24 protein-coding genes and 1 other RNA gene are annotated in these 25,718 nt (G+C 55.5%); 12 read left to right on the top strand and 13 right to left on the bottom strand.

Features of this window, described 5'->3' with window-relative positions:
* Nucleotides 1-96 precede the first annotated feature (96 nt).
* Nucleotides 97-1,584 (bottom strand): UxaA family hydrolase, encoded by a 1,488-nt coding sequence (locus ACQG1K_RS19325; protein ID WP_367074971.1) that lies wholly within the window; start codon nucleotides 1,582-1,584, stop codon nucleotides 97-99.
* Nucleotides 1,585-1,601: 17 nt separating this feature from the next.
* Nucleotides 1,602-3,014, bottom strand: a complete 1,413-nt coding sequence (gene uxaC, locus ACQG1K_RS19330) for a glucuronate isomerase (RefSeq protein WP_367074969.1) — start codon at nucleotides 3,012-3,014, stop codon at nucleotides 1,602-1,604.
* Between the two features lie 475 nt (nucleotides 3,015-3,489).
* Between uxaC and ACQG1K_RS19335 the strand changes: the two genes are divergently transcribed.
* From ACQG1K_RS19335 to ACQG1K_RS19385, 11 genes are all read left to right on the top strand, one after another.
* Complete coding sequence (locus ACQG1K_RS19335) at nucleotides 3,490-4,788, top strand: MFS transporter (RefSeq protein ID WP_022649474.1); 1,299 nt, start codon at nucleotides 3,490-3,492, stop codon at nucleotides 4,786-4,788.
* Nucleotides 4,789-4,984: 196 nt separating this feature from the next.
* Nucleotides 4,985-5,761 carry a transcriptional regulator ExuR gene (gene exuR / locus ACQG1K_RS19340; RefSeq protein ID WP_023298695.1) on the top strand — a complete coding sequence of 259 codons (777 nt, stop codon included), beginning with the start codon at nucleotides 4,985-4,987 and terminating at the stop codon, nucleotides 5,759-5,761.
* 341 nt (nucleotides 5,762-6,102) lie between these two features.
* A complete protein-coding gene (yqjA, locus tag ACQG1K_RS19345) occupies nucleotides 6,103-6,765 on the top strand; it encodes a DedA family general envelope maintenance protein YqjA (RefSeq protein ID WP_022649475.1) in 663 nt (220 codons plus the stop codon).
* 2 nt (nucleotides 6,766-6,767) lie between these two features.
* Complete coding sequence (gene mzrA / locus ACQG1K_RS19350) at nucleotides 6,768-7,151, top strand: EnvZ/OmpR regulon moderator MzrA (protein WP_022649476.1); 384 nt, start codon at nucleotides 6,768-6,770, stop codon at nucleotides 7,149-7,151.
* A gap of 143 nt (nucleotides 7,152-7,294) precedes the next feature.
* A complete protein-coding gene (locus ACQG1K_RS19355) occupies nucleotides 7,295-7,663 on the top strand; it encodes a DUF1090 domain-containing protein (RefSeq protein WP_017382428.1) in 369 nt (122 codons plus the stop codon).
* A 29-nt stretch (nucleotides 7,664-7,692) separates the two neighbouring features.
* Entirely contained in the window at nucleotides 7,693-7,998 is a 306-nt protein-coding gene (locus ACQG1K_RS19360) for a DUF883 family protein (protein ID WP_003862645.1), read from the top strand.
* 2 nt (nucleotides 7,999-8,000) lie between these two features.
* Nucleotides 8,001-8,399, top strand: a complete 399-nt coding sequence (locus tag ACQG1K_RS19365; RefSeq protein ID WP_003862647.1) for a phage holin family protein — start codon at nucleotides 8,001-8,003, stop codon at nucleotides 8,397-8,399.
* The gene (locus ACQG1K_RS19370) at nucleotides 8,396-8,692 is read left to right on the top strand and encodes a YqjK-like family protein (RefSeq protein WP_022649477.1); all 297 of its coding nucleotides are present in this window, start codon (nucleotides 8,396-8,398) and stop codon (nucleotides 8,690-8,692) included. Before ACQG1K_RS19365 ends, ACQG1K_RS19370 begins: the two co-directional genes overlap by 4 nt.
* A gap of 254 nt (nucleotides 8,693-8,946) precedes the next feature.
* Nucleotides 8,947-9,339 carry a DoxX family protein gene (locus ACQG1K_RS19375; protein WP_032626373.1) on the top strand — a complete coding sequence of 131 codons (393 nt, stop codon included), beginning with the start codon at nucleotides 8,947-8,949 and terminating at the stop codon, nucleotides 9,337-9,339.
* A 72-nt stretch (nucleotides 9,340-9,411) separates the two neighbouring features.
* Nucleotides 9,412-10,398: a glutathione S-transferase family protein gene (locus ACQG1K_RS19380; RefSeq protein WP_023298697.1), complete on the top strand. Its 987-nt coding sequence runs from the start codon at nucleotides 9,412-9,414 to the stop codon at nucleotides 10,396-10,398.
* Between the two features lie 106 nt (nucleotides 10,399-10,504).
* A complete protein-coding gene (locus tag ACQG1K_RS19385) occupies nucleotides 10,505-10,870 on the top strand; it encodes a DUF805 domain-containing protein (protein ID WP_022649479.1) in 366 nt (121 codons plus the stop codon).
* Nucleotides 10,871-10,917: 47 nt separating this feature from the next.
* On the opposite strand, the gene yhaJ is transcribed toward ACQG1K_RS19385, so the two are convergent.
* Nucleotides 10,918-11,820 carry a DNA-binding transcriptional regulator YhaJ gene (gene yhaJ, locus ACQG1K_RS19390; RefSeq protein WP_022649480.1) on the bottom strand — a complete coding sequence of 301 codons (903 nt, stop codon included), beginning with the start codon at nucleotides 11,818-11,820 and terminating at the stop codon, nucleotides 10,918-10,920.
* Between the two features lie 104 nt (nucleotides 11,821-11,924).
* Here yhaJ and ACQG1K_RS19395 point away from each other — a divergent pair, with 104 nt between their 5' ends.
* Entirely contained in the window at nucleotides 11,925-12,626 is a 702-nt protein-coding gene (locus ACQG1K_RS19395) for a pirin family protein (protein ID WP_022649481.1), read from the top strand.
* 94 nt (nucleotides 12,627-12,720) lie between these two features.
* Here ACQG1K_RS19395 and ACQG1K_RS19400 read toward each other — a convergent pair whose 3' ends face one another.
* From ACQG1K_RS19400 to garR, 10 genes are all read right to left on the bottom strand, one after another.
* On the bottom strand, nucleotides 12,721-14,022 hold the full coding sequence (locus ACQG1K_RS19400; RefSeq protein ID WP_276170030.1) for a serine dehydratase subunit alpha family protein: 1,302 nt from the start codon (nucleotides 14,020-14,022) through the stop codon (nucleotides 12,721-12,723).
* A gap of 20 nt (nucleotides 14,023-14,042) precedes the next feature.
* The gene (locus ACQG1K_RS19405; RefSeq protein WP_367074961.1) at nucleotides 14,043-15,374 is read right to left on the bottom strand and encodes a hypothetical protein; all 1,332 of its coding nucleotides are present in this window, start codon (nucleotides 15,372-15,374) and stop codon (nucleotides 14,043-14,045) included.
* A 274-nt stretch (nucleotides 15,375-15,648) separates the two neighbouring features.
* On the bottom strand, nucleotides 15,649-17,943 hold the full coding sequence (pflB, locus tag ACQG1K_RS19410; RefSeq protein WP_276170028.1) for a formate C-acetyltransferase: 2,295 nt from the start codon (nucleotides 17,941-17,943) through the stop codon (nucleotides 15,649-15,651).
* A 15-nt stretch (nucleotides 17,944-17,958) separates the two neighbouring features.
* On the bottom strand, nucleotides 17,959-19,167 hold the full coding sequence (gene tdcD / locus ACQG1K_RS19415; protein WP_058677046.1) for a propionate kinase: 1,209 nt from the start codon (nucleotides 19,165-19,167) through the stop codon (nucleotides 17,959-17,961).
* A 30-nt stretch (nucleotides 19,168-19,197) separates the two neighbouring features.
* Nucleotides 19,198-20,529, bottom strand: a complete 1,332-nt coding sequence (gene tdcC / locus ACQG1K_RS19420) for a threonine/serine transporter TdcC (protein WP_022649486.1) — start codon at nucleotides 20,527-20,529, stop codon at nucleotides 19,198-19,200.
* Between the two features lie 9 nt (nucleotides 20,530-20,538).
* Nucleotides 20,539-21,528 carry a bifunctional threonine ammonia-lyase/L-serine ammonia-lyase TdcB gene (gene tdcB, locus ACQG1K_RS19425; protein WP_023298701.1) on the bottom strand — a complete coding sequence of 330 codons (990 nt, stop codon included), beginning with the start codon at nucleotides 21,526-21,528 and terminating at the stop codon, nucleotides 20,539-20,541.
* Nucleotides 21,529-21,624: 96 nt separating this feature from the next.
* Nucleotides 21,625-22,545, bottom strand: a complete 921-nt coding sequence (gene tdcA / locus ACQG1K_RS19430; protein WP_023298702.1) for a transcriptional regulator TdcA — start codon at nucleotides 22,543-22,545, stop codon at nucleotides 21,625-21,627.
* A 665-nt stretch (nucleotides 22,546-23,210) separates the two neighbouring features.
* Nucleotides 23,211-23,587: RNase P RNA component class A (gene rnpB, locus ACQG1K_RS19435), an RNA gene on the bottom strand.
* A gap of 32 nt (nucleotides 23,588-23,619) precedes the next feature.
* Nucleotides 23,620-24,765, bottom strand: coding sequence for a glycerate 2-kinase (gene garK / locus ACQG1K_RS19440; RefSeq protein ID WP_022649489.1), 1,146 nt, complete (start codon nucleotides 24,763-24,765; stop codon nucleotides 23,620-23,622).
* Between the two features lie 56 nt (nucleotides 24,766-24,821).
* Nucleotides 24,822-25,712, bottom strand: coding sequence for a 2-hydroxy-3-oxopropionate reductase (gene garR / locus ACQG1K_RS19445; protein ID WP_426721042.1), 891 nt, complete (start codon nucleotides 25,710-25,712; stop codon nucleotides 24,822-24,824).
* Nucleotides 25,713-25,718 lie beyond the last annotated feature (6 nt).

A 25,718-nucleotide genomic window follows, 5' to 3' on the forward strand; every position in this document is an offset into this window, starting at 1 on the left:
GTAAATGCAAAACGGCAACATGTGTTGCCGTTTTTAGTGTTTGCACCCTCTCCCTGTGGGAGAGGGCCGGGGTGAGGGCACCAGCCCGCACCCGACTTAAAGCGTCACACCACTCTTAAAGATCGCCAGCTCGCGGAAGTCGTTCTTCTCGTTGCAGGTCTGCCTGCCGCTGGCAAATTCCACAATCGTGTCCACGAATTCGCTCAGCAGCTGCGGCATCGCTTTGCCGTGGATCAGCTGGCCCGCGTCAAAGTCGATCCAGTGCTTTTTCTTCGCCGCCAGTTCGCTGTTAGTGGCGATTTTCACCGTCGGCACAAACCCGCCGTACGGCGTACCGCGCCCGGTACTGAACAGCACCATATGACAGCCCGCTCCCGCCAGCGCGCTGGTGGCGACCGCATCGTTGCCCGGTGCGCTGAGCAGGTTCAGGCCGTGCTTTTTCAGCCGCTCACCGTAGCGCAGCACGTCTACCACCTGGCTGGCGCCCGCTTTCTGGGTGCAGCCGAGGGATTTCTCTTCAAGCGTGGTGATCCCGCCCGCCTTGTTCCCCGGCGAGGGGTTCTCGTATATCGGCTGGTTATGAGCGATGAAGTACTGTTTGAAGTCGTTCACCATGGTGACGGTCTTCTCAAAGGTCTCTTCGTCGCGGCAGTGGCTCATCAGAATGCGCTCTGCGCCGAACATCTCCGGCACTTCGGTCAGCACCGTAGTGCCGCCGTTGGCAATCACGTAATCCGAGAAGCGACCCAGCATTGGGTTAGCGGTAATACCGGAAAGGCCATCAGATCCGCCGCACTCCAGGCCAAACTTCAGTTCGCTCAGCTTGCCCGGCTCGCGCTTGTCGTGACGCATCACCTCGTACAGCTGATGCAGCTGTTCAACGCCCGCTTCCACTTCGTCGTCCTGGTGCTGACACACCATAAAGTGCACGCGCTCAGGGTCAAATTCGCCCAGCGTGTCGCGGAAGGCGTCGACCTGATTGTTCTCGCAGCCGAGGCCGATCACCAGCACCGCGCCCGCGTTCGGGTGGCGCACCATGTTTTGCAGCATGGTACGGGTATTGATGTGGTCGTCACCCAGCTGGGAGCATCCATAGGTGTGACTGAACAGATGCACGCCGTCGGTGCCTTCAGCATCATTAGTCTCTTTCAGGAAACGCGTCTGAATTTGACGCGCGATCCCGTTCACGCAGCCGACAGTCGGGAGGATCCACAGCTCATTGCGGATCCCCACCTCGCCGCTGGCGCGGCGGTAAATCTGTACCTCACGATCGGCCGCCTGTCCTTCTTCTGGCTGGAAGTCAGGTTGATAGCTGTACTCGTCCAGATCGCTGAGATTGGTGCGGGTATTGTGGGAATGAATGTATTCACCCGGCGCAATATCCGCCAGCGCATGACCGATGGGCAAACCGTACTTCACCACGTTCTCCCCTTTCGCGATGGGGATCAGGGCAAACTTATGTCCACGTCCAATGGCCTGGCGTAACGTCACCGACTGGTTGTCGAAGGTCACTTCCATCCCTTCGGCTAAATCTGCCAGCGCGACGGCAACGTTATCCAGCGAATGGATTTTGATGTATTGCATATCAACCTCAAACGGCCTTAGTTCAGTTCAATGGCGAAGTAGTCACGCGCATTGTTAAAACAGATGTTTCTCACCATTTCGCCCAGCAGCTGGATATCCGCTGGCGCTTCGCCCGCGTGCACCCAGCGGCCAATCATCTGGCACAGAATGCGGCGGAAATATTCATGGCGGGTATAGGAGAGGAAACTGCGGCTGTCGGTCAGCATGCCAACGAAGCGGCTCAACAGGCCGAGCTGCGCCAGCTGTGTCATCTGACGCTCCATGCCGTCTTTTTGATCGTTAAACCACCAGCCGGAACCGAACTGCATCTTGCCCGGCATCCCTTCGCCCTGGAAGTTGCCGATCATGGTGCCCAGTACTTCGTTATCGCGCGGGTTCAGGCAGTAGAGAATGGTTTTTGGCAGCAGGTTTTGCTCGTTCTGTTTGCTCAGCAGTTTTGACAGCTCTTCCGCCAGAGGGCGGTCGTTGATGGAGTCGAAGCCCACGTCCGCGCCCAGCAGTTTGAACTGACGCTGGTTGTTATTACGCAGCGCGCCGATATGGTACTGCTGAACCCAGCCGCGACGGGCATATTCCGCACCGAGGAACACCAGCACCGCGGTTTTAAACTGGGCGACTTCACGCTCGCTCAGGGCTTCGCCGGAGAGACGACGCGCCAGGATGCTGTCCAGCTCGGCTTCGCTGGAATCCGCGAACAGCACCACGTCCAGCGCGTGGTCAGACACTTTACAGCCGTGTGCGGCAAAGTGATCCAGACGTTTGGTCAGCGCGGTTTGCAGATCGTCAAAGCGACGAATGTCGGTATCCGAAACTTCCGCCAGCTTCGCCATGTAGTCGTTAAAGGTCGGCAACTCGATGTTGAAGGCTTTATCCGGGCGCCAGCTTGGCAGCACTTTGATGTCAAAGGTGCTGTCCTTCGCGACAACCGCGTGATGTTCCAGAGAGTCGACCGGATCGTCGGTGGTGCCCACCATCTTCACGTTCATCTGCTGCATGATGCCGCGCGCCGAGAAGCTATCCTGCGCCAGCAGTTCGTTGCACTGATCCCAGATTTCATCCGCCGTGGCGGGAGAGAGCAGCTTGCCGGTGATACCAAACGGACGACGCAGTTCGAGGTGCGTCCAGTGGTATAACGGGTTACCGATGGTGTGAGGAACGGTAGCGGCCCAGGCGTCAAACTTCTCGCGATCGGTCGCGTCGCCGGTACACAGGCGCTCGGCCACGCCGTTGGTGCGCATTGCGCGCCACTTATAGTGGTCACCCTTCAGCCAGATATCATACAGGTTTTTGAAACGGTAATTTTCGGCAACCTGCTGCGGCGGTAAATGGCAGTGGTAGTCGAAAATCGGCTGGTCTTTTGCGTAGTCGTGGTACAGGCGGCGAGCAAATTCGGTATCTAACAGGAAATCTTCGGTCATAAACGGTGTCATTATCGTCTTCCTCATTACGGGAGCGTCAGAAAGCTTATGTTCAGATGCTGCAAAGTTATCACACCAATTTCCAGAGTCCGACGTTTTTTTCGTGAGTTAGATCAATAAACGTCGACAAATAAATTACCCTCAAAGGGGTAAACCTTCTTGCAGGCCGCGCCAGATCTGGCTTTGCGCACGCCGCATAATATCCCTACAAAGATTCACTCTTTTGTGATGTCACTCACCTTTTAAAGTTGTATGACAAGTTATCTTTTCGCCGTCGCAAACTATAAGCCGACGGAATGCATTACCGGTGTTTGTTACATCGGATTTAACGGTACGGAAGCCGACTTAGCACGATGACTTATGGCAAGGTTCGGGCCGTTCCGGGACAGGTTCCCGGTTACGCCCCTCCCGTTACAGAACAGCTCCCGGCAACGGTTGAGTTGTTGCCGTGTCCCGACACGGAAATAACATAACGATGAGGTTTTACATGCGTAAAATTAAAGGGTTACGTTGGTACATGATCGCACTGGTGACGCTCGGCACCGTGCTGGGCTACCTGACACGTAACACCGTGGCAGCAGCGGCGCCAACGTTGATGGAAGAGTTACATATCTCCACACAACAATACTCTTACATCATTGCGGCGTATTCTGCCGCTTACACCGTAATGCAGCCTGTTGCAGGTTATGTTCTTGATATTCTGGGTACAAAAATTGGTTATGCCTTCTTCGCTGTAGCATGGGCCGTCTTCTGCGGGGCGACGGCGCTGGCTGGCAGCTGGGGCGGGCTGGCGCTGGCGCGTGGTGCGGTAGGTGCTGCCGAAGCGGCGATGATCCCTGCGGGTCTGAAAGCCAGCTCTGAATGGTTCCCGGCAAAAGAACGTTCAATCGCTGTCGGTTACTTCAACGTGGGTTCCTCCATCGGGGCGATGATTGCTCCGCCACTGGTGGTGTGGGCGATTGTGATGCACAGCTGGCAAATGGCGTTCATCATCTCCGGTGTGCTGAGTTTTGCCTGGGCCATGGCGTGGCTGATCTTCTATAAACACCCGCGCGATCAGAAAAAGCTGTCTACCGAAGAACGTGACTACATTATTAATGGTCAGGAATCTCATCATCAGACCGACAACGGCAAGAAAATGTCCGTCTGGCAGATCCTGGGTACCCGTCAGTTCTGGGGTATCGCCCTGCCACGCTTCCTGGCGGAACCGGCCTGGGGTACGTTCAACGCCTGGATCCCGCTGTTCATGTTCAAAGTCTACGGCTTTAACCTGAAAGAGATCGCGATGTTCGCCTGGATGCCAATGCTGTTTGCAGACCTGGGCTGTATCGTCGGCGGCTACCTGCCACCGCTGTTCCAGCGCTGGTTTGGCGTGAACCTGATTGTGTCCCGTAAGATGGTGGTCACCATGGGCGCCCTGCTGATGATTGGCCCTGGCATGATTGGCCTGTTCACCAGTCCTTACGTGGCTATCGCCCTGCTGTGTATCGGGGGCTTTGCTCACCAGTCTCTGTCTGGCGCACTGATTACGCTCTCGTCCGACGTGTTTGGTCGTAACGAAGTTGCCACCGCCAACGGTCTGACCGGGATGGCCGCCTGGACCGCAAGTACCCTGTTCGCCCTCGTGGTCGGCGCGCTGGCAGACACCATCGGCTTCAGCCCGCTGTTCGCGGTACTGGCCATCTTCGACCTGCTGGGCGCGGTGGTAATCTGGACGGTGCTGAAGAGTAAATCCGCCGAGGAACTGGCGAAAGAGTCCCTTGGGGGACCGGCGACGCAGAGTTAGCTTGTTGTGGCGGGTGGCGGCTTCGCCTTACCCGGCCTACAACACCCGATAAAACCGTAGGCCGGGTAAGCGTAGCGCCACCCGGCAAAAACGTCGCAAAAGCCGCCTCCGGGCGGCTTTTTTAATGGCGAAATCTGGAGAGTGGCAAGCAAAAGTGGTATAACAAATCATTCGCCGTACCCTGCCTGGAGCGCATATGGAAATCACCGAATCACGTCGTTTATATCAACAACTTGCCGCCGAGCTGAAAGATCGCATCGAGCAAGGGGTCTATCTTGTCGGTGATAAACTTCCCGCTGAGCGTTTTATTGCGGATGAAAAAAGCGTCAGCCGTACGGTGGTCCGCGAAGCCATCATCATGCTGGAAGTTGAAGGGTATGTTGAGGTACGCAAAGGTTCCGGTATTCACGTGATTTCCAGCCAGGCGAAACACTCCCCCACGCCGGACGAAAGTCTGGAATTTGCCAGCTACGGTCCGTTTGAGCTTCTCCAGGCTCGCCAGCTGATTGAAAGCAATATCGCAGAATTCGCAGCGACGCAGGTCACCAAGCAGGACATCATGAAGCTGATGGAAATCCAGGATCATGCGCGTAAAGAAAAATGTTTCCGCGATTCCGAATGGGACCTGCAATTCCACGTCCAGGTCGCCCTTGCGACTCAAAACACGGCGCTGGCGGCAATCGTTGAAAAAATGTGGACTCAGCGCGTTCACAACCCGTACTGGAAGAAACTGCACGATCACATTGATTCCCGCACGGTAGACAACTGGTGTGACGACCACGACCAGATTCTTAAGGCCCTGATTCGTAAAGATCCGCATGCGGCGAAACTGGCAATGTGGCAGCATCTGGAGAACACTAAACAGATGCTTTTTAATGAAACGAGTGATGACTTTGAATTTAACGCTGACCGCTATCTTTTTGCTGATAATCCGGTGGTTCACCTCGATACCGCGACCAATGTCGCAAAATAACCTCCTGAACTGCTGGCAGGCGCACCGCCGCGCCTTCCGGCCAGACAGGGTAAGAAAACCTCTATAGTGTCAGCCTTTGTAAAATCTCTCGCTCCCCTCCGTGGCTTACGCCAAAATCGTGTTTCCCCTCAAATTCTGTGACGCAGAACGTCGGGCTTTGTTACAATTGGATTCACTTCGTTATTTTGTAAGTTAGTGCTTGCTAACCAGCCAATTAACAGGGAACAGTGTTGGCCACACATCATTGTGTCCGCGAGCGACCATAATGAAATCATAACGATGTCGCCGTGCTGTTTTCCCGTATGACAGGCGTGACGTTAACCGATTTCCAGGAACACTGAATGGAACTTTTGACCCAACTACTGAACGCCCTCTGGGCTCAGGATTTCGAAACGCTGGCCAACCCGTCCATGATTGGCATGCTCTACTTTGTGTTATTTATGATCCTGTTCCTTGAGAACGGTCTGCTGCCTGCTGCCTTTTTACCGGGCGACAGCCTGCTGGTGCTGGTTGGGGTGCTCTGTGCAAAAGGAGCGATGGCTTTCCCACAAACGGTTCTGCTGTTGACCATTGCCGCCAGCCTGGGTTGCTGGGTGAGTTATATTCAGGGGCGATGGCTGGGCAACACGCGAATCGTTCAGAACTGGCTTTCGCATCTTCCGGCACATTATCACCAGCGAGCGCACCACCTTTTCCATAAGCACGGGCTCTCCGCCTTGCTGATTGGCCGCTTTATCGCATTCGTACGCACCCTGCTGCCGACCATTGCGGGCTTGTCCGGCCTGAGCAGCGCGCGCTTCCAGTTCTTTAACTGGATGAGCGGCCTGCTGTGGGTTCTGATCCTGACCACGCTCGGCTACGCGCTCGGTAAAACGCCGGTCTTTATGAAATATGAAGACCAGCTGATGTCTTGCCTGATGCTGCTGCCCGTCGTCCTACTGGTGTTTGGCCTGGTCGGTTCACTGGTCGTACTGTGGAAAAAGAAATACGGAGCCAGGGGTTAACGATGGTTATCTCCCCGCTCGCGCTGCGCCGCTTCTCTTACGCCATCGTCGCGCTAATGATGTTCAGCGCTCTCATCCTGCTATGGTCTGCCCTACAGCACCAGGAGTCGACGCTGACTATCCGTCCTGTGAGTCAAGGAACCAGCGTGCCGGATGGTTTTTCCATCTGGCATCATCTGGACGCTAACGGGATCCGCTTTAAGAGCATCACGCCGCAAGACGATGTGCTGCTGATAAAATTTGACTCCAGTGCGCAAAGCGCCGCGGCGAAAGCGGTGCTGGACCGCACGTTGCCGCAGGGTTACATCATCGCGCAACAGGATGATGACAGCCACGTAGCCTCCTGGATGTCACGGTTACGCGACACGTCGCATCGATTTGGCTAACGACTAATATTCCGAATATTTTCACCCACTTTGGTGAAACTCCCGTTTACTTACTATGCTTAAGTACGCGGAGCACCCCTCAGATGTTCTCCGCATAGTTCTGGAACACGGCTTACGCCGTAACACAATGGAAGGTTTCTATAATGAAATACCGCATCACCCTGGCTCTGGCCCTTTTTTCTTTAAGCACAGCTTCCTTCGCTATGTCTCTTTGTCAGGAGAAAGAACAGGATATTCAACGCGAAATCAGTTATGCCGAAAAGCATAACAATCAGCACCGGATCGACGGACTGAAAAAAGCGCTGAGCGAAGTGAAAGACAATTGTACGGACAGCAAGCTGCGTGCCGATCATCAGGAAAAAATCGCTGAACAGAAGGACGAGATAGCCGAGCGCCGTCAAGACCTGCAAGAAGCGAAAGAGAAAGGTGATGCGGAAAAAATTGCCAAGCGCGAGAGGAAGTTGCAAGAGGCGCAGGACGAACTGAAAGCGCTGGAAGCTCGCGATTATTGAGTTAACGGAAATCTCAACAGGAGAGAATCATGTCAAAAGATACAACTTCAGAAAATCTGCGCGCTGAACTGAAATCCCTGGCGGACACCCTGGAAGAGGTGCTGAACTCTTCTGCCGATAAATCGAAAGAAGAAGTCAGCAAACTGCGCAGCAAAGCGGAGCAGGCACTGAAAGAGAGCCGTTACCGTCTGGGTGAAACCGGTGATGCACTGGCGAAACAGACCCGCGAAGCGGCTGCGCGCGCAGACGAATATGTACGTGACAATCCATGGACAGGCGTTGGTATTGGTGCCGCAGTGGGTGTGGTGCTGGGTGTCCTGCTGACGCGTCGTTGATTATGGAAGATCCACGTCACGCACAAGGGCCTGCTAAAAACGTCCTCGGCATCGGCCAGCGTATTCTTACGACGCTGGTCGGGATTGCCGAAACGCGCGTCCGGCTTGCGGTAGTGGAACTGGAAGAGGAGAAAGCCAATCTCTTCCAGATGCTGCTCATGCTTGGGCTTACGATGCTCTTTGCCGCGTTTGGTCTGATGAGCCTGATGGTGTTAATCATCTGGGCTATCGATCCACAGTATCGGCTGAACGCGATGATTGCGACTACCGTGGTTCTGCTGGTGGCGGCGCTGATAGGCGGTATCTGGACCCTGCATAAAGCGCGCACGTCGACCTTCCTGCGCCATACTCGCCAGGAGCTGGCCAACGACCGCGCCCTGCTGGAGGATGATAAGTCGTGAGCGACAAAGCCGAACGTCAAAAGCGGAAAGCGTATCTGCTGAGCCAGATCCAGCAGCAGCGGCTGGACCTGTCCGCCAGCCGTCGCGACTGGCTGGAGCTGACCCAGCGTTACGATCGCGGCTGGAATACTCTTCTGAGCCTGCGATCGTGGGCGCTGGTGGGTAGCAGCGTGATGGCGATCTGGACGATTCGTCATCCAAACATGCTTATTCGCTGGGCACGCCGTGGCTTTGGTGTCTGGAGCGCATGGCGTCTGGTGAAAGCAACGATTCGTCAGCAGCAGCTGCGCTAGCCTTCTCGCCGGGTGGCGCTGCGCTTACCCGGCCTACGGTAAAAAAGTAGGCCGGGTAAGGCGTAGCCGTCACCAGGCAAAATCTCTTCATGCTCCCTTACTCAATATCTTTGAAAAAGATTGACAGTTTTCCTTGCTAACAATTGCCATCCGCCCCGTTTACACTCCTCTCCATCGACAGCAAAGACGCGGTATCTACCCGAATTTGCACGCAAATAACGTTTAGCCGCTGATGTGGTTTCCTGGAGAGTAAAATGAAAAAATTAGATGATGTTGGTGTATTGGTAGCGCGTATTCTGATGCCTGTGCTGTTCATCACCGCAGGCTGGGGCAAAATTACCGGCTATGCGGGCACTCAGCAGTATATGGAAGCGATGGGCGTACCGGGTTTCCTGCTGCCACTGACCATCCTGCTTGAGTTCGGCGGCGGCCTGGCAGTGCTGTTCGGTTTCCTGACCCGCACCACGGCGCTGTTCACCGCAGGCTTTACCCTGCTGACCGCGTTCATCTTCCACAGCAACTTTGCGGAAGGCGTGAACTCCCTGATGTTCATGAAAAACCTGACCATCGCGGGTGGCTTCCTGCTGCTGGCTATCACGGGTCCGGGCGCCTACAGCATTGACCGTCTTCTGAATAAGAAGTGGTAAGCACGCTATAATGATTAAATTCAAAGCGAGGAGACATCTCCTCGCTTTTGCTATCTGACGGAGGAGTAAAAAATGGGACAACTCGTAGACGGCGTCTGGCAGGATGTCTGGTATGACACCAAATCCACCGGTGGACGCTTTAAGCGCTCTGTTTCGGCCTTCCGTAACTGGCTGACCGCCGACGGCGCACCCGGCCCGAGTGGCGAAGGGGGCTTTGCGGCGGAGAAAGATCGTTATCATCTGTATGTTTCTCTCGCCTGTCCGTGGGCGCACCGCACGCTGATTGTGCGCAAACTTAAAGGTCTCGAATCGCTAATTCCGGTTTCGGTGGTCAACCCGCTGATGCTGGAAAACGGCTGGACGTTCGACAGTGACTTCCCGGCCGCGACGGGTGATGAGCTTTATCATCACGATTTCCTGTATCAGCTTTATCTGCGCGCCGATCCGCACTACACCGGACGCGTAACGGTGCCTGTGCTGTGGGACAAGAAAAACCAGACGATCGTCAGCAATGAATCCGCTGAAATCATTCGCATGTTCAATACCGCGTTTGACGCGCACGGCGCCCGCGCCGGGGATTACTATCCGGTTGAGCTGCGCGAGAAAATTGACGAGCTGAACGGCTGGATCTACGACAACGTCAACAACGGCGTCTATAAAGCCGGTTTTGCCACCAGTCAGGAAGCGTACGACGAAGCGGTCGGCAACGTGTTTGGATCCCTGGAACGTCTGGAGCAGATCCTCGGCCAGCATCGTTATTTAGCGGGCGATCGCCTCACCGAAGCAGACATCCGCCTGTGGACGACGCTGATCCGCTTCGATCCGGTGTATGTCACCCACTTCAAGTGCGACAAGCATCGCATCAGCGATTATCTGAACCTGCACGGTTTCCTGCGCGACATCTATCAGATGCCGGGTATTGCGGAGACGGTCAATTTTGACCATATTCGCACCCATTATTTCCGCAGTCATAAGACCATCAACCCAACGGGCATTATCTCCATTGGTCCGTGGCAGGATCTGGATGAACCACACGGGCGCGACGTGCGTTTCGGATAATTATTTAGGGAATCAATTGATTCCCTTTTTTAATTCACGGCATACATCTATCCTTACCTCGATCGCTTAGAAAACAAGTGATTGACTGACTAAGAGGCAAGGAAAAATGGACTGGTATTTAAAAGTACTGCGCAACTACGTTGGATTTGGTGGCCGTGCCCGCCGTAAAGAGTACTGGATGTTCGTTCTGGTGAACTTCGTCCTGATTATGGTGCTGGGTATTGTGGACAAAATCCTCGGCTGGGAACGCGAGGGGGGCGAAGGCATTCTCACCACCATTTATGGTGTGTTGGTTCTGCTGCCTTCATGGGCCGTACTGTTTCGTCGTCTTCACGACACCGATCGTTCGGCGTGGTGGCTGCTGTTGCTGTTGATCCCGCTTATCGGCTGGATCGTGATTTTGATTTTCAACTGTCAGAGCGGAACGCCGGGAGAAAACCGCTTTGGTCCGGATCCGAAGATCTGCGCATAAAAAAAAGCCCGGTGGCGCTTCGCTTACCGGGCCTACAAATTACGATTTTATTTATTATATTGCGTGAAAAGCTTCGGAATTTCGCGTAAACACCATGATTTGGCTTCGCCCATGCTGTCACGACGCCACGCCATAATAATATCCACTTCGCTGGTGTATTCCGGGCTGACAACGCGCAGCCGTCCCTCTGCAATGTCCTTTTCGACGAACGGATACGGCATGGTCGCCACGCCCAGCCCCGCCAGCAGCGCCTGACGCTTATCTTCCAGCGACGTCACCGTCAGACGCGGCTGTTTATCCAGCAACTGCACCGTTAACACCGGGCGCTCTCGCGCGGTATCCGCCACCGCCACGCCGCGGTATTTCACGCGCGTGACCTCAGAGAGCGGTTCCGGCTCCTGATGGATCGGGTGACCCGGCGCAGCGACGTAGACGTTCATCACGCTGTACAGTTTGCGCGAATTAATTTCTGACGATGAGCGGAAATGCATATCCGGCGCAATGACGATATCCGCCCTGCCCGTCTCAAGACGCTCCCACGCCCCGGCCAGTACCTCGGTGATGATCGACAGCTGGGTATTGGCTTTCGCGGCCAGTCTGTCCACCAGCGGGAACAGCGCCTCGGTGGGCACCAGCGCTTCGGTCACTAACGTCAGATGGGTTTCCCAGCCGCGGGCCAGCGCTTCGGCATCGGTCGTCAGTTTATCCGCCGCTTCCAGCAATACGCGGCCGCGCTCCAGCAGCATCCGCCCAACGTTGGTGAATTTTGTTCGATGACCAGAGCGATCGAAGAGCACAACATCCAGCTCCTCCTCCAGCTTTTGCATGGTATAGCTCAGCGCAGACGGAACGCGCCCCAGTTCATCTGCCGCCGCGGCAAAACTGCCGCGCCTGTCAATCGCGTCCATGACGCGAAGCGCCTCAAGCGTCAATGCTCTCTCTTTAGCCATCTCGTTCTCATTCAGGAAATTTGAACATACCGGGCAGAATATCTGGCTAACAATGCAGCGTCCATACCTTTACCATTGATTTAGTGTAAAGAGAGGTCAAGTTTATGATTACGACAAGAACAGCGAAACAGTGCGGACAAGCCGATTTCGGTTGGTTGCAGGCCCGCTACACCTTTTCCTTTGGACACTACTTTGACCCTAAACTTCTCGGTTACGCTTCACTGCGCGTGTTGAACCAGGAAGTGCTCGCCCCGGGCGCGTCCTTCCAGCCGCGCACGTACCCGAAAGTCGATATCCTGAACCTGATCCTGGAAGGCGAGGCAGAATACCGCGATAGCGAGGGCAATCATGTCCAGGCGAAGGCTGGCGAGGCGCTGTTAATTTCCACGCAGCCGGGTATTAGCTATAGCGAGCATAACCTCAGCAAAGACAAAACGCTGACCCGCATGCAGCTGTGGCTGGATGCCTGTCCGGAGCGGGAAAATCCGCTGGTGCAAAAAATCGATCTGAAGGGCGATAAACAGCAGCTGATTGCCTCGCCAGACGGCAGCAAAGGCAGCCTGCAGTTACGCCAGCAGGTGTGGCTGCACCATATCGAACTGAAAAAAGGTGAACAGGCAAGCTTCCAGCTTCATGGCCCGCGCGCCTATCTGCAGTCCATTCACGGAACGGTGCATGCGGTGACGCACGCGGAAGAGAAAGAGGCGCTCACCTGCGGAGACGGTGCGTTTATTCGTGATGAAGCGAATATCACCCTGGTGGCGGATACGCCACTGCGCGCGCTGCTGATTGATTTGCCGGTTTAACCCCCCCCTCACCCTAGCCCTCTCCCCAAAGGGGAGAGGGAACGATCGAGCCCCTCGCCCCTATGGGGAGAGGGATTGGGGTGAGGGGAAATTTTTACACCTTACTCGCCATAATCTCAATAATCTGCCGGTCCGTTGCCTGCATCGAGCGGCACGCCAGCGCGCACAGGTTCGCGATCGACTGCTCCACGTCGTGCGCCACAATCCCCTCATTACCCGTCACGGCAGTATCATCCAACGCCATCATCACGGCTTTCCAGGCGCTGGTGACGCTGGTCGAGACCTTCATTGCGCAACTGTTAGACGCCCCGTCACAGATCATCCCACTGACGTCGCCGATCATACTGCCGATCGCCATGGAAATTGTCTGGTAAGAACCGCCCATCAGCCACGCCATCCCCGCCGCAGCCCCCATTCCGGCTGTTGTCGCCGCACACAGCGCGGACAAGCGCGGAAGCTGGTAATGGATATAGATCGCCGACAGGTGCGAGAGCATCAGCGCCCGCGCCAGCCGTTCGTCATCGGCCTGAACGTGCTCAGCCACCACCACCACCGGCATGGTGGCGGTGATGCCCTGATTCCCGGAACCCGAGTTGCTCATCGCCGGCAGCGTCGCGCCTCCCATGCGGGCATCCGAGGCTGCGCTGGTGCGGATAATAATGTCTGAACCCAGATCCTGCGCCATCCAGCCGCGTGCGCGCTGTTTATTGAGCGTCGCGCCAATATGCAGCCCCCAGTTGCCACGCAAACCTTCGCGGGAGAGCGCATCGTTCAGCCGCCCCGCATCGAGGATAAAGCGGATCGCGTCAAACGGCACCTGCTCTACAAACTCAAGGATCTGCGACAGCGTGGTGGTCGAGAGTACCGCCAGCGGATCGTCGTTGTTCTGGCTCTGACGATCGTCAAGCCTGAAGCGCGTTTCGCCCTGACAAACTACCTCCACCACGCGAGTGTGCCCGCCGGCGATGGTCACCATCGCCGAGGATTCACCGACGTAAACGCAGGCACGTGAATAGAGGATCTCCTCGCACGGCTCCTGCAATTTCACCTGCACCAGACCTGCGTTTAGCAGTGCTTTGGCGCGCGTTAGCGCCTCGGCCGACGCGTCTTTCAACACCTCCAGCCCGGCGTGTGCATTACCGCCTGTCGCCCCCAGCGCGGCCGCGATGGGTAAACCGACCATACCGGTGCCGGGCACCGTTACGCCAAGCCCGTTTTTCATCAGGTTCGGCGATACCCAGGCCTCGATACGCGTCACCTCGCCGTCAAGCTGTCCGGCAGCCATCGCGCACGCCAGCGCCAGCGAGACGGGTTCGGTACAGCCCAGCGCAGGCTTTACCTCTTCCTGCACCGCGCGAATAAAATGGTTCCATAAAGGATTAATTTGCTCAGACATCGTTACGACCTTATTTAACCTCATGAGAAGGCGAGGAAAGGAGAAACACAAAGCAGCAGCCCGGTAATCACAATAATCACCAGCGATACGCCTTTATATTTATGAAGTGCGGGCACTTTGTAGACCAGCCACGCCGGAATTAAGCAGCCCACCATCCCGAAAATAGGGCTACAGATGGAAGTGAAGCTCAGCACCGGCGCGTTTAACACAATCGCGCTCCAGGCCAGCAGGATGGCGAACAGCATAATCCCGCGCTGGACGGCATTTTCATTGATTTTCTCCGCCGGCATTTTGCGGCGCAGGATGTTCATCACAATGCCCTGCGTCGCCTCACGAAAGCCGAGATAGACGCCAAAGAACGCGGTCATCACAGCGAAAATATTGAGGATTACGCTGACGATTTTGACCCAGCCCGCGCCGTCACCGCTGATAAACTGTGCTGCGATTGCCAGGGCGGAAATATTCTGCTCATAGGCTTTTACCGCCTCGTCGTGCCCCATCGCCAGGGTGAAGGAGACAGCGTAGAAAAAGACCGTCACAAACAGCACGCTAAAGGCGATATTCATTGCCCGCAGCGCTTTATGCCGCGCCACCTCAACGGATTTTTCCCTTGAACGATAGGAAATCACCATCGGGCTTAATGTCTGAATAAACAGAATGGAGGTTAAGGTGAAAGGCAGCGTAATAATGGCGTTTTTAATCAGCAGCCCCATTGGCGGCAGCATGCCGACGTTGGCTAAATGCCAGAGGCCAATCATCGAAAGCCCCAGCGCCGCCACCACAAATAATTTGGTCAGCACCATCAGGCTGGAGACTTTAAACAGCAGCTTTTCACCGCGCGACGAAATGGCGACCAGAATGCAGATCAGGAATAAGCCGTAGAACGGATTTTCCGACAGCAAACCGTCGGTTACGCCGAAGGTGTGTAAATAGGATGCGCTGTCGTTGGTAATGGCCGTCGAATAGACAAACATCCAGATCACCAGCATCACGAAATAAAGTGCACCCAATAAGATGCCCCAGTTTTTGCCTAAATATCCGCTAATAACGCTCGGATAGTCTTTACATTCCGGTGATTCCGCCAGCGTATTAATAAACAGGCGCTGGAACAGGTACATGGCCGGATAACCAATTATCGACGAGAGTAAAAATACCCATAGCCCCATTAATCCAACCTGCACCGGAAGAAAAACAATGCCCGCGCCGATAGCCATCCCAATACTCATGATGACCCAGCCCGTATCGGTGCTGTCGAATTTAATCGCCTCTCGCCATTCGCTTTCGCTCATTCCCGCCCGCCTTGCCGCAGGGGAATCACTCACAATCACACTGCTGTTTGTTGCCATATTCATTGGGCACTCGCTTATTTTGTAGGGTAACGATTTGTTTTTATAAGGTTCCGATCGCCAGCGATTGCGAGTCAGAGGGTGCAGGTGTGAGTTATTGGTATGGGGAGATCATATCCGGAGCGCGGGAGAAAAAAGTCACAACTTTTATAGGGATTTCCTTAGGCGAGAGGAAAATATTACTTCGGGATAGCAGAAAAGAGAGCGAGTTTTCTAAAATTGACGGTGTTCACAAAATTAAAAGCCTCCTCATCTGAGGAGGCTGAAGATGGGGCCTGTGTTAGATCGCCTGCGTAAACGTCCTCGAAACCACGTCCTGCTGCTGCTCGCGCGTCAGAGCGTTAAACCGCACCGCATAGCCTGAAACGCGGATCGTCAGGTTCGGATAGTTCTCCGGATGGGCGATGGCATCCAGCAGCATCTCCCGGTTCATCACGTTGACGTTCAGGTGCTGCCCGCCCTCGATGGTCGCTTCGTGGTGGAAGTACCCGTCCAGCAGCCCGACAAGGTTGGTTTTGCGCACCAGCTCGTCCTTGCCCAGTGCCTGCGGCACGATGGAGAAGGTGTAGGAGATCCCGTCTTTGGCATAGGTGAACGGCAGCTTGGCGACCGAGGTCAACGACGCCACCGCTCCTTTTCTGTCGCGCCCGTGCATCGGGTTGGCGCCAGGCGCAAACGGTGTACCGCCGCGACGTCCGTCCGGCGTGTTGCCGGTCTTCTGCCCGTAAACCACATTGGAGGTGATGGTCAGAATCGACTGCGTCGGCACGGCGTTGCGGTACGTCGGCAGCGCCTGGATTTTCTTCATAAAGCGCTCAACCAGATCGCAGGCGATACTGTCCACGCGATCGTCGTTGTTGCCGTATTGCGGATAGTCGCCTTCGATGACGAAATCGACCGCCAGACCGGTGTGGTCGCGCACCGGTTTTACCGTGGCGTACTTGATGGCCGACAGGGAATCCGCCGCCACCGACAGCCCGGCAATGCCACAGGCCATGGTGCGGTAAACGTCCCGGTCGTGCAGCGCCATCAGCGAGGCTTCGTAGCTGTATTTATCATGCATGTAGTGAATGAGATTCAGCGCACTGATGTACTGCACTGCCAGCCAGTCCATGAAGTGATCGAGGCTCGCCATTACGGTGTCGTAATCCAGTACCTCATCCAGCAGCGGCTCGGTTTTCGGCCCCACCTGGATCTTCAGCTTCTCATCCACCCCGCCGTTAATCGCGTACAGCAGCGTTTTCGCCAGGTTGGCGCGTGCGCCGAAGAACTGCATCTGCTTGCCGATCACCATCGGACTGACGCAGCAGGCAATGGCGTAGTCGTCGCTGTTAAAGTCGGCACGCATCAGATCGTCGTTCTCGTATTGCAGCGAGGAGGTGACGATCGAGACCTGCGCGGCGTATTTCTTGAACGCGATCGGCAGCTGTTCGGACCAGAGGATCGTCAGGTTTGGCTCCGGCGCAGGCCCCATGGTGTGCAGGGTATGCAGATAGCGGAAGCTGTTTTTGGTCACCAGCGTACGGCCATTCAGCCCCATGCCGCCGATCACTTCCGTGGCCCAGATCGGATCGCCGGAGAAGAGCGTGTCGAACTCCGGCGTGCGCAGGAAGCGCACCATGCGGATCTTCATGATGAAGTGGTCGATCAGCTCCTGGGCCTGCACCTCGTTCAGCCTTCCTGCCTGCATGTCGCGTTCAATGTAGATATCGAGGAACGAGGCCGTGCGCCCCAGCGACATCGCCCCGCCGTTTTGGGATTTCACTGCGGCAAGGTAGGCAAAGTAGACCCACTGCACCGCTTCCTGCGCATTCATCGCCGGACGTGAAATATCAAAGCCATAGTTCGCCGCCATCTGCTGGATCTGGAGCAACGCACGTTTATGCTCCGCCAGCTCCTCGCGCAGGCGGATCGTGGCCTCCAGATCGTCTCCGCGCTCCAGTTTCCCCTGGAGATCGGCGAACTGAAGTTCACGCTCGCGCACCAGATAGCTGATGCCGTATAGCGCCACGCGGCGGTAGTCGCCGATGATGCGTCCACGCCCGTAGCCGTCCGGCAAACCGGTGAGCACGCCGGATTTTCGGCAGCGCATCATCTCCGGGGAGTAAACGTCAAACACGCCCTGGTTGTGGGTTTTACGCAGATCGGTGAAGAGATATTCAAACTGCGGATCCATCTCGCGACCGTAGGCTTCGAACGAGCTGCGGATCATATTGATCCCGCCGTACGGATGCAGGGCCCGCTTGAGCGGCTTGTCGGTTTGCAGGCCGACGATCGTCTCCAGCTCCTGGTCAATATAGCCCGGCCCGTGCGCGGTAATGGTGGTGGCGATGTTGGTGTCAAAATCCACCGGAGCGTGGGTGGCATTCTCCTGGCGAATGCCGACCATCACCTTCTGCCACAGCGCCGTCGTTGCTGGCGTCGCCTGCGCGAGGAAAGCTTCATCGCCTTCATAAGGGGTGTAGTTATGCTGAATAAAATCGCGCACGTTAACGGCGTTTTTCCATTCTTCACCGCGAAACCCGGCCCATGCGTCGCTGTAAGGCGCGACGCCCGTATCGATTGTTACTTTCATCAGATTCTCGCTTTATCAGGCGTAAGCCGCAGCCGGGGTGACCTTCCCAAGACGGAGGGCATCCAGCGCGATCATTTTTTCTTCATTGGTAGGGATCACCGCGCAGGCCGCGCGGGACGACTCGGTGGAGATCACGCGCTCGCCCGCGCTGCCCGGCAGGGCATTTTTGGACTCGTCGAGGATGATGCCAAACACCTTCAGATGCTCCACCACCAGCGCGCGGATAAGCACGGAGTTCTCACCGATCCCGCCGGTAAACACCACGCCATCCAGACGGTGCAGGGATGCGGCATGACCGGCGATATGCCGCGCTATGCGGTGGACAAAGGTCTTTATCGCCAGCCGCGCCCGCTCGTTGCCGTCATGCCAGGCTTTCTCCAGCACGCGCAAATCGGAGGAGATGCCGGAGATCCCCAGCAGCCCGGACTCTTTGTTGACCACGCGCTCCAGATCCTCGAACGACTGGCCGGTCTGCCGGGCAATCCACGCCATCGCGCCAAAATCTACGTCGCCACAGCGTGTGCCCATCACCAGTCCTTCAAGCGGCGTCATCCCCATGGACGTGTCCACGCTTCTGCCGTTACGCACCGCGCAAATGGACGCCCCGTTGCCGAGATGGGCAATCACCAGGCCGCTGTCTTCGACGGAGAGCCCGAGAAGCGCGTGCGCCTGCGCCGCCACGTAGCGGTGAGAGGTGCCGTGGAAGCCGTAGCGGCGCACGCCCAGCTCTTCAAAATAGCGGTACGGCAAGCCGTACAGATACGCCTGCGGCGCCATGGTCTGGTGGAAGCTGGTATCAAATACCGCCACCTGCTGCACCCCGGGGAAGAGTCGCTCTGCGGCTTCCACGCCGCTCAGGTTAGCGTAGTTATGCAGCGGCGCCAGCGGGGAGACCTGGCGGATCTGCTCCATCACCTCTTCCGTGATCAGGGTCGACTCGCTGAAGAGATCGCCGCCGTGGGCAATGCGATGGCCAATCAAAGCCACGCTGCCCATCAGGTCGCGCTTCTCCAGCTCCAGGGCGATGGCGGCCAGCGCCCCTTCGTAGTCCTGATGAGCCAGTCTGACTGGCTCACCCCCATTCACGGAAATAAAGGCTTTTTCTGTGTTGATGCCGTCCGCAATGCCCGTCAGCAGGGCATCGCAGCCTGCGGCGTCCAGCACCGAAAACTTAACAGAGGACGATCCGCAGTTAATGACCAGTACTACCGGAAACTCAATCATGGTATGGCTCCGCTCTTCCTGAGCTTTGGTTTAAAACAGTTTGTACACGATGTTCAGAATGGTCAGCAGGCCGACCACGGTTACGAAGATGTTCTCGGTCCGGCCTTTGTATTTCGCCAGCGCCGGTGCTTTGCGGATGGCGTACATCGGCAGCAGGCACAGCAGAGAGGCGATAATTGGCGCGCCCATGGCTTCAATAAGGTCGAGAATGTTCGGGTTGGCATAGGCCACAATCCAGGTGGAGCCCATGATGAAGACCATGCTGATGGTGTTCAGCTTGCCCACGGAGACGTTCTTCTTGTCGCCCTTGTAGCCGAACTTAACGATCAGGCCGTTCAGCCCCTCCAGCGTGCCCAGGTAGTGACCGAAGAAGGATTTAAAGATAGCGACCAGCGCGATGATGGACGCGCCGTACTCCAGCACCGTGGCGAACGTGGATTTACTACCTGACATCGACGCAAAGTGGTTCGCCAGGTAAGAGAGCACCGGAATGTTCTGCGCTTTGGCGTCCGCCATGTTCTGCGGAGAGAGCGTAAACAGGCAGCTAAAGGCGAAGAACATCACCACCGCCACCATCAGCAGGCTGGCGCGACCGATGATTTTGGAACATTTCTGCTCGGTGAATTCTTTACCAAACTCCGGCTCGTACTCTTCGCGCTTGGAGACCACAAACGAGGAGACGATAGGCGAGAAGTTGAAGGAGAAGACCATAATGGAAATCCCCAGCCACACCGTGACAAGAATGCCGTCATGACCGGTGAAGGCGATATCGCTCAGGTTAACCTGGTCGATCACCGCTGAGTTCCAGTACGGGATCAGCGAGAGAGAAATCAGCACCAGGCTGGCGATGAACGGGAACACCAGGTAGCTCATCACCTTCACCATCAGGTCTTTACCGAACCAGATCACAAAGGCCATCAGCAGCAGCAGGAACAGCGCTACCACGCCGCGGTTCAGGGCAGGCATCTGGAGCTGGTTTTCCCAGAAGGTCATAAAGGTGTTGGTAATGGTGACGCCGTAAATCCACAGCAGCGGGCAAATAGCAAAGAAGTAGAGGAAGGTGATCACCACCCCGCCGGTCTTACCAAAATGCTCTTCCACCGTTTCGGTGATGTTGCCGGAGACGTTACTGCCGGACAAACACAGACGCGCCAGCGCGCGGTGGCAGTAAAAGGCAATGGGGAACGCCAGAACCAGCATCAGCAGAATAGGGATCAACCCCCCAAAGCCTGCACGGATGGGGAAGAACAGCACGCCAGCGCCAATGGCGGTACCAAACAGGCCGAGCGTCCAGGTGGTATCCGATTTACGCCAGGAGGACGTTTTTGTCTGGCCAACGATAATGCTTTCTGTGTTGCTCATAGGTCACCTTTATGCGTCAACGAAGCCGGTAATTTGGGAAACACGGGAGAGATCAATATTGCCACCGGAAATAATGCAGACGGTTTTACGGCCCTGAATATAGTGGTCCAGCTTGCCGCTTAATAACGCCGCGCACGCCAGCGCGCCAGCACCTTCCGTAACCACTTTATTTCGCTGAATAAGCGCGATCATGCTGTTGCGAATCTCGTCTTCGCTGACCAGCACAATGTCGTCAACCAGTTCACGAACGATTTCGAAGGTTAAATTACCCGGGCGAGACACGTCGCAGCCGTCCGCTAATGTGCCGGTAATGCGGTGGTTCGTTATTTCACCGGTCTGATACGACGCCGCCATTCCGTGCACGTTTTCAGACTGCACGCCGATAATATTGATAGTTGGGTTGATGGATTTAATTGCTGTCGCAATACCGGCAATTAAACCACCGCCGCCGATGGGAACAATCACGTTATCCACGTCGTATAAATCTTCGAGGATTTCCAGGCCGATGGTGCCCTGACCGGCGATCACTTTCGGATCGTCGTAAGGCGGGATAAATATGCGCCCTTCCATCTCGACGATTTCGCTCACTTTGGCGATAGTATCGTTAAAGTTCTCGCCGTGCAGCACCACTTCGGCGGAGTAGTCGCGCGTGGCGGCCACCTTGGATTTCGGCGCGCCCATAGGCATTACCACTTTGCCGTCGATGCCGAGCATGGCGCAGGAGAGCGACACCCCCTGCGCGTGGTTCCCTGCGGAACAGGCAACCACGCCCTTGCGTTTTTCCGCATCGGTCAGCGAGCTTAATTTATTAAACGCCCCACGTATTTTAAACGAACCGGTACGCTGCATATTTTCAAATTTCAGGAATATCTCACCCTTACACCGTTCGCTCAGATAATTTGAGCGCGGCATACCGGTTTTATAGATCTTTCCCGCCAGTCTTTTTCTGGCGTCCTGAATATCGTCAATGGTCACCGGGAGATCGTAAGTAATGTGCATAATATCCTCGTTATAATAATTCATTGTTTTCAGGCAAAGTCAGGGTATCAGAGCGTTAAAAATCGTCGCTCCGGGTATTTTAAATCATCATTATTTCTATCGTCGTTTTTCGATATTCATCGACGAATATTGTTTTGCCAGTTCAACTAATACTGACGCCGATTTTTTAATACTGTAATTTTTTGACCACACGGCAGCATAACGCGCCACAGGTAATGCATCTTCCACCGGCAGGACAATAAACTGGTCCGAGCCGAATGGCGCAATCATGTCACGGGGGATCACCGTCAGGTAATCGGCATTGAGAACAAGGTTATAGATGGTGACGACGGAATCGGTCTGGACGATGTTTTCAATGCTGATGTGGTTATCTTGCAGGGTGGTCAGGAGTTCGTTGTAGTAGCCCATATCGGTTTGCGGCATCACCCACTGCTCGTGCGTGAGCGATGCCAGTCTGGTCGGGCCGGTGCACGTTCGTGATTTACTCGCCACCAGCACAAACTCAGATTCAAAGAGTGGCTCAACGTGAAGATCCTGGAGCAACATCCCGTCGCTCAGCGTGCCGATGGCGAAATCCAGCCGGCCATCGCGAATGGCGGGCAGGAATGAAGAGAGCTGCGCTTCATACATTGAGACGCGCGCCTTCGGGAACACTTCCTTGAATTTTTTGATCATCCCGGACAGGAAGGTGAAGCCAATCAGCGACGGATAGCCGAAGGAGACGTCCATGACGGTACTGAAACTGAGGCTGTTGATCTCGCTCACCATGTTTTTCATTTCGCGGGTGATCGACTCAGCGTAGGACAGCAGCACCTGACCGGCGGCAGTGAGTTTTACGCCGGTGTTTTTACGCACCATCACTTCCACCCCAAAGTAAGATTCGATGTCGCTGATGATTTTGCTGACGGCAGGTTGCGTCAGCCCCAGTTGTCTTGCAGCAGAACCTATAGAGCCACTTTTGATGACTTCCTGAAATACCACGAGGTGCTGTGTTTTCGGTAGAATAATAGTATTCATAATATTCTGCGCTTATTTCCCTATGACGCAGCGGATTCTACCCAATATTGTTTCAGGGGGTATGTGCTGTTACTCACAATTTGCCAGGACGCCCTTTTTACAATCACATTTAAAATCGATTTATAATCTTATTATTCAAACAGTTAGATGGCTAAAAATACGCAATTACGCTGATATTGATCAACAAAATCCGCGGTAATAAATTTATTTTATGGCAATAACCAGCATGAATTTTTTTGCCTTAAAAATATTAATAAAGACTATCTTTCAGGCAATTAAAGGTTAATAAACCATCATTATTCTTTTAAAACATTTTTGTGGTTTATCAACTTTACCAGGAATATTTTCTCAGCTTCCGGTCAAAGAGTGGGATATATCACACATTCACCAGAAGAATGTTTTTAGATTCAATATTAAATTATCAAATGAATAACATTCAGCATCACTGATTCAACATTCACAACATCTGTTCAACACCAAAATTTTCTAATTTTATAGCGTTAAATTTTGTGATTACAATCATGCGCAGCAGATGAAAGGAACGCATAGTCGGTAAAATAGTTAAATGTGCTTAGCGTCGCAAAATTGAGAATTGATGGCGCTTCGCTGACCCGGCATGCAACCTTCAGAAAGCAAAAACCCCGCCGAAGCGGGGTTTCGTAAGAAGTTGAAGCTGACCGATAAGCCGGGTTCTGTCGTGGACAGTCATTCATCTAGGCCAGCAATCGCTCACTGGCTCAAGCAGCCTACCCGGGTTCAGTACGGGCCGTACCATGTGAACCCCTATTTGGCCTTGCTCCGGGTGGAGTTTACCGTGCCACGGACTGTTACCAGCCGCGCGGTGCGCTCTTACCGCACCCTTTCACCCTTACCTGATCCCGCTTACGCGGGCCATCGGCGGTTTGCTCTCTGTTGCACTGGTCGTGGGTTTCCCCCCCAGGCGTTACCTGGCACCCTGCCCTGTGGAGCCCGGACTTTCCTCCCCTCCGCCCGTCTCCCCCGAAAGGGACGACGACGAAGCGGCGACTGTCTGGTCAGCTTCGGCGCGCAGTATAGAGGGTTTGCGCGCCGCTGTCACCCCTGGCTACGCATGCCTACCTGCAATGTGGCCGCGATATTGCGCGAGGCGCGGTAAATGTTGTCGTACGCTCCCTGGAACGCCTCTTCCAGTGAACCGATGCGGGTCAATACGCTGAACACCGCGTCGATGCCGTACTGATGCACCACACCCACATCCTGCGTCAGACTTCCGGCAATCCCTATCACCGGCTTATGGTATTTTTTGGCGACGCTCGCCACGCCGACGGGCACTTTGCCATTAATGCTCTGGCTGTCGATGCGCCCTTCTCCCGTCAGCACCCACGTGCAGTCGTGAATATGTTCTTCAAGATTGAGCGCCTGAGTGACAATCTCAATGCCGCTTTTCAGCTCAGCGCCCAGGAAGGCCATCAGCGCCGCGCCCATGCCGCCCGCCGCTCCTGCCCCCGGAACCGGGTTGACGTCAATGCGCAGCGATTTTTTGATCACGTTGGCGTAGTGGCTAAGACTGGCGTCGAGTTCGAGGATCATCTCCTCCGTGGCGCCTTTTTGCGGGCCAAAGATACGCGACGCGCCGCTTTCACCGACCAGCGGATTCGTCACGTCACAGGCGACGCGGATTGCGCACCCCTGAAGACGCGGGTCAAGATCCGAAATATCAATACGGTTCAGCGCCATCAGGCTGCCGCCGCCGTAGCCGATCTCCGTCCCGTTCGCATCCGTAAACCTCGCGCCCAGCGCCTGCATCATACCCGCGCCCCCATCGTTGGTTGCGCTCCCGCCGATACCGATAATGATGTTGCGCGCGCCTTTATCCAGCGCGCGGAGGATCAGCTCCCCCGTCCCGCGCGACGTCGTGACCAGCGGGTTACGCTGCGCGGGAGGAACAAGTACCAGGCCGCTGGCGGCGGCCATCTCGATAAACGCGGTGGTACCGTCGCCCGAGATCCCCCAGCTGGCCTTCACCTTTTCCCCTAACGGGCCGGTGACGACAGCCTGCTGCCAGGTGCCCTGCGTCGCGGCGATCATCGCTTCAACCGTACCTTCTCCGCCGTCAGCAACGGGAACAGACACGTAATGAGCGTCGGGGAAAATTTCCCGAAATCCTTTTTCTATCGCCTGCGCCACCTCAGTGGCAGACAGGCTTTCTTTATAAGAGTCTGGCGCGATTACGATTTTCATAGTTGTATGCCTGAGCCGTAGGCCCGGTAAGCGTAACGCCACCGGGCGGGACGTCATTAGCGAGCAATTTCAACCTTCGCCAGCTTTTCGTAATAGCACGCTAACGCGCTGTGATCGGCGGTGCCCAGACCGTCCGCACGCAGCGCCTGCATCATCTCCATGACGGCGGCAGTCAGCGGCAACTGCGCGCCCACGCCGTGGGAGGTATCCAGCGCATTCGCCAGATCTTTAATGTGCAGATCGATGCGGAAGCCCGGCTTGAAGTTACGATCCATCACCATCGGTGCCTTGGCATCCAGCACGGTGCTGCCCGCAAGACCACCGCGATTGGCCTGATAGACCAGATCCGGATTAACGCCCGCTTTGGTGGCCAGCGTCAGTGCTTCGGACATGGCCGCGATGTTCAACGCCACAATCACCTGGTTTGCCAGCTTGGTGACGTTGCCTGCGCCAATTTCACCGGTATGCACCACGGAGCCAGCCATGGCTTTCATCAGGTCGTAGTATTTGTCGAACACGGCTTTATCACCCCCCACCATCACCGACAGAGTACCGTCGATGGCTTTCGGTTCGCCGCCGCTGACCGGCGCATCCAGCATCTCCACGCCTTTCGCTTTCAGCGCCTCGCTAATTTCGCGGCTCGCCAGCGGTGCGATAGAACTCATGTCGATCACCACCAGGCCCGGCTTCGCGCCGTCGATAATGCCGTTCTCACCCAGCGCCACCTCTTTCACGTGCGGGGAGTTTGGCAGCATGGTGATAATGACATCGCACTGCTCGGCGATCGCTTTTGCAGTTGTCGCCGTTTCTGCGCCAGCCGCAATCACTTCTGCCACCGCGTCTGAATTACGATCTAAAACCACCAGTGAGTAACCTGCTTTGATGAGGTTTTTGCTCATTGGTTTGCCCATGATACCCAGGCCAATAAAACCCACTTTCAGCGTCATAATCTG

Source organism: Enterobacter cloacae complex sp. 402C9, from assembly GCF_050030745.1.
GTDB classification, from domain to species: domain Bacteria; phylum Pseudomonadota; class Gammaproteobacteria; order Enterobacterales; family Enterobacteriaceae; genus Enterobacter; species Enterobacter intestinihominis.

Bases quoted from the DNA above. Each gene is read 5' to 3' on its own strand.
- garR (WP_426721042.1), bottom strand. From the start codon at position 25,712: ATGACGCTGAAAGTGGGTTTTATTGGCCTGGGTATCATGGGCAAACCA.
- ACQG1K_RS19335 (WP_022649474.1), top strand. From the start codon at position 3,490: ATGCGTAAAATTAAAGGGTTACGTTGGTACATGATCGCACTGGTGACG.
- yhaJ (WP_022649480.1), bottom strand. From the start codon at position 11,820: ATGGCTAAAGAGAGAGCATTGACGCTTGAGGCGCTTCGCGTCATGGAC.
- pflB (WP_276170028.1), bottom strand. From the start codon at position 17,943: ATGAAAGTAACAATCGATACGGGCGTCGCGCCTTACAGCGACGCATGG.
- ACQG1K_RS19360 (WP_003862645.1), top strand. From the start codon at position 7,693: ATGTCAAAAGATACAACTTCAGAAAATCTGCGCGCTGAACTGAAATCC.
- tdcA (WP_023298702.1), bottom strand. From the start codon at position 22,545: ATGAATACTATTATTCTACCGAAAACACAGCACCTCGTGGTATTTCAG.
- ACQG1K_RS19380 (WP_023298697.1), top strand. From the start codon at position 9,412: ATGGGACAACTCGTAGACGGCGTCTGGCAGGATGTCTGGTATGACACC.
- uxaC (WP_367074969.1), bottom strand. From the start codon at position 3,014: ATGACACCGTTTATGACCGAAGATTTCCTGTTAGATACCGAATTTGCT.
- exuR (WP_023298695.1), top strand. From the start codon at position 4,985: ATGGAAATCACCGAATCACGTCGTTTATATCAACAACTTGCCGCCGAG.
- mzrA (WP_022649476.1), top strand. From the start codon at position 6,768: ATGGTTATCTCCCCGCTCGCGCTGCGCCGCTTCTCTTACGCCATCGTC.
- ACQG1K_RS19375 (WP_032626373.1), top strand. From the start codon at position 8,947: ATGAAAAAATTAGATGATGTTGGTGTATTGGTAGCGCGTATTCTGATG.
- ACQG1K_RS19405 (WP_367074961.1), bottom strand. From the start codon at position 15,374: ATGAATATGGCAACAAACAGCAGTGTGATTGTGAGTGATTCCCCTGCG.
- ACQG1K_RS19365 (WP_003862647.1), top strand. From the start codon at position 8,001: ATGGAAGATCCACGTCACGCACAAGGGCCTGCTAAAAACGTCCTCGGC.
- tdcB (WP_023298701.1), bottom strand. From the start codon at position 21,528: ATGCACATTACTTACGATCTCCCGGTGACCATTGACGATATTCAGGAC.
- tdcC (WP_022649486.1), bottom strand. From the start codon at position 20,529: ATGAGCAACACAGAAAGCATTATCGTTGGCCAGACAAAAACGTCCTCC.
- garK (WP_022649489.1), bottom strand. From the start codon at position 24,765: ATGAAAATCGTAATCGCGCCAGACTCTTATAAAGAAAGCCTGTCTGCC.
- ACQG1K_RS19325 (WP_367074971.1), bottom strand. From the start codon at position 1,584: ATGCAATACATCAAAATCCATTCGCTGGATAACGTTGCCGTCGCGCTG.
- ACQG1K_RS19400 (WP_276170030.1), bottom strand. From the start codon at position 14,022: ATGTCTGAGCAAATTAATCCTTTATGGAACCATTTTATTCGCGCGGTG.
- ACQG1K_RS19395 (WP_022649481.1), top strand. From the start codon at position 11,925: ATGATTACGACAAGAACAGCGAAACAGTGCGGACAAGCCGATTTCGGT.
- yqjA (WP_022649475.1), top strand. From the start codon at position 6,103: ATGGAACTTTTGACCCAACTACTGAACGCCCTCTGGGCTCAGGATTTC.
- ACQG1K_RS19385 (WP_022649479.1), top strand. From the start codon at position 10,505: ATGGACTGGTATTTAAAAGTACTGCGCAACTACGTTGGATTTGGTGGC.
- tdcD (WP_058677046.1), bottom strand. From the start codon at position 19,167: ATGATTGAGTTTCCGGTAGTACTGGTCATTAACTGCGGATCGTCCTCT.
- ACQG1K_RS19355 (WP_017382428.1), top strand. From the start codon at position 7,295: ATGAAATACCGCATCACCCTGGCTCTGGCCCTTTTTTCTTTAAGCACA.